At 63.8% G+C, this 2,908-nt stretch carries 2 protein-coding genes; both read right to left on the reverse strand.

The annotated features are described in order from the left end of the window. Positions 1–176 (reverse strand): phospholipase effector Tle1 domain-containing protein (locus tag WB402_RS15875; protein ID WP_424209599.1); only part of this gene is annotated, 176 nt, incomplete at its 3' end. Positions 177–562: 386 nt separating this feature from the next. After that, positions 563–2,908 (reverse strand): error-prone DNA polymerase (locus WB402_RS15880; RefSeq protein WP_424209597.1); only part of this gene is annotated, 2,346 nt, incomplete at its 5' end.

Raw genomic sequence — 2,908 nt, forward strand, 5'->3', positions numbered from 1 at the left:
CCCAGCATTTTGAACAACACGAAGTCCCGGGTGCCGACGCCGTCGTCGTGAATGCTGACCTGCGCCTGGGGATGATGAAGATCGATCGCCTTATACAGCCTCCAGACATTCGTCCCGTAGCCTTTCCCGCCGCTGTTCCCGGTTCCGTCCGAACACAAGATGATATTTTTTGGCATCGGATTTCTCCCTTTCCGGCCTATGACTTCAGTCGAGGCTGCTCAATCTTTAATCCCTCCGTCCCCTTTTACTGACTTGATGTCCACTGTTCTGGGCGGACACTGCAATGGAGATGCCCATGGCGCCCGGATGGACGATGCCGATTCGCTGGGGGGACATCGCAACGCTTGGTACGCGCGGAGGTGGCGCCGTCCAACTGGATATATACCGCCTAAGTGCGCGAATTAAATGCCGCATCGTTTTATCCTCCGTTCTTGAGCAGCGTTATGAGTATCTGAGACTGGTAGATGTGCGACATCTTCACTTGTCGCCCGTGAAAAATCGAGCCAAGCTGCGTGATTTCGCATTGTAATCCACTCCAGCGCCATTGGCTTGTGAGTGATCTCTATCTGAAATCCCGCGATCGGGTTACCAGCCTGCCCAGCAGCCCCGAGTGATCCTCCAGCTGGCGGGCAATCACGTGCTGCACGTCACCCTCGCGCTGCACCTCGCCGACGACCGCCAGGAGGCTCGCGTTCAACAGCTCGCGCCGCTGGCGTGCGGCCACGCCGGGCCAGACGATCAGGTTGGTCTGCCCGGTTTCGTCTTCCAGGGTGACGAAGATAACGCCGTTGCTCGAGCTCGGATGCTGGCGGCAGATCACCAGGCCCGCGGTGCGCACCGCCGCTCCATGCGGGATCGCGCGCACCTCGGCCGCCGACAGCACGCGCTGTTGCGTCAGTTTCGCGCGCAGCAGCGCCAGCGGATGACGCCGCAATGTCAGGCCCAGGCTCGCGTAGTCGGTCACGATGTCCTCGCCTTCGGTGGGCGTTCGCAACAGTGGCAGCGCTTCCGGAATTTCCACCAGCTGCAGCAGCGGCGTCGGCGCCTCGACTCCGGCCGCGGCCCAGTGCGCACGGCGCCGATGGCCGGTCAATCCCCTGAGCGCATCGGCGCTGGCCAACACCTGCATGTCGCGCGTCGCAAGCCGTGCACGAAATGCCAGATCCTCGATGCCGGCAATTGGTGTCTGGTCCCGCGCCTGAACCAGGCGCTCGGCCCCGGCCTGCGTCAATCCCTTGACGAGACGAAACCCCAAGCGCACGGCCGGTTCATCATCGGGACCCCGCTCGAGCATGCAGTCCCAAGCGCTCGCGCGCACATCCACGGCGCGCACCTCGACCCCATGCCGGCGCGCATCCTGCACCAGTTGTGATGGCGCATAAAATCCCATGGGCTGGCTGTTGAGCAGCGCGCAGAGAAAGGCCGCCGGTTCGTAGCGCTTGAGCCAGGCAGAGACATACACCAGGAGCGCGAAGCTCGCCGAGTGCGACTCCGGGAAACCGTACTCGCCGAATCCCTCGATCTGCCTGAAGATCTGGCGCGCGAAGGTCTCGCTGTAGCCGCGCGAGCGCATGCCTTCGATGAGCCTTTGTTCGAACTGTTCGATGCCGCCGCGGCGGCGGAAGGCGGCCATGGAACGGCGCAGCCGATCGGCCTCGCCCGGCGTGAAACCCGCCGCCACCATCGCAAGTTTGATCACCTGTTCCTGGAAAATCGGCACGCCCAGCGTGCGTTCGAGCACGCCGCGCACTTCTTCTGATGGATAGCTCACGGGCTCCAGGCCCTGACGCCGCCGCAGATAGGGATGCACCATGTCGCCCTGAATCGGCCCGGGCCGCATGATCGCGACCTCGATCACCAGGTCATAAAAGCAGGCGGGTTTGAGCCGCGGGAGCATCGACATCTGCGCGCGCGATTCGATCTGAAACACCCCGGCGGTGTCGGCCTGCTGAATCATGGCGTACACCTCCGGGTCCTCCGGCGGGATCGTCGCCATGGTCCACTCCCGGCCGCGATACGCGCGCACCAGCTCGAAGCTCTTGCGGATTGCCGTGAGCATACCGAGCCCCAGCACGTCGACCTTGAGCAGACCAAGCGCATCGAGATCGTCCTTGTCCCACTGGATCACGGTGCGCTCGGGCATCGCGGCGTTTTCGATCGGCACCAGGCGCGAAAGCTTGTCGCGCGCGATGACGAAACCGCCCACGTGCTGCGACAGGTGACGGGGAAAACCGACCAGCATCCGCACCAGCTGCACCAGCAGCCGGACCTTGGGATTCTGCGGGTCGAAGCCCGCCTCCGTGAGCCTCTCGGGCACGACGCCGCCATCCCACCACGCGAGATTGCCGGCCAGGCTGTCCACCTGTTCCAGCGAGAAGCCGAGCGCCTTGCCGACGTCGCGCACTGCGCTCTTGGGGCGATAGCTGATGACCGTGGCCGCAAGTGCCGCCCGTTCCCGCCCGTACTTACTATATAGATACTGGATCACCTCCTCGCGCCGCTCGTGCTCGAAGTCGACGTCGATGTCGGGCGGCTCGTTGCGCTCCTTGGAAACGAAACGCTCGAATAACGTTTCGATGCGCGCCGGATCGACCTCGGTGATGCCGAGGCAGAAACACACCGCCGAGTTCGCTGCCGAGCCCCGGCCTTGGCACAGAATGCCGCGCGAACGGGCGAACTCCACGATGTTGTGCACCGTCAGGAAATATGGCTCGTAGCGCAACTCCGCGATCAGCGCCAGCTCGTGTTCCACTTGCTGCCGGACCTTGGGTGGCGCGCCCGCCGGCCAGCGACGTTGCAGGCCTGCCTCCGTGAGTTTGCGCAGATGGCTTGCCGGGGTCTCGCCCGCCGGCACCAGCTCTTCGGGATATTCGTAACGCAACTCATCGAGCGAGAACCGGCAGCGTTC

It is taken from the genome of Sulfuricaulis sp., from assembly GCF_049587675.1.
Lineage (GTDB): Bacteria > Pseudomonadota > Gammaproteobacteria > Acidiferrobacterales > Sulfurifustaceae > Sulfuricaulis.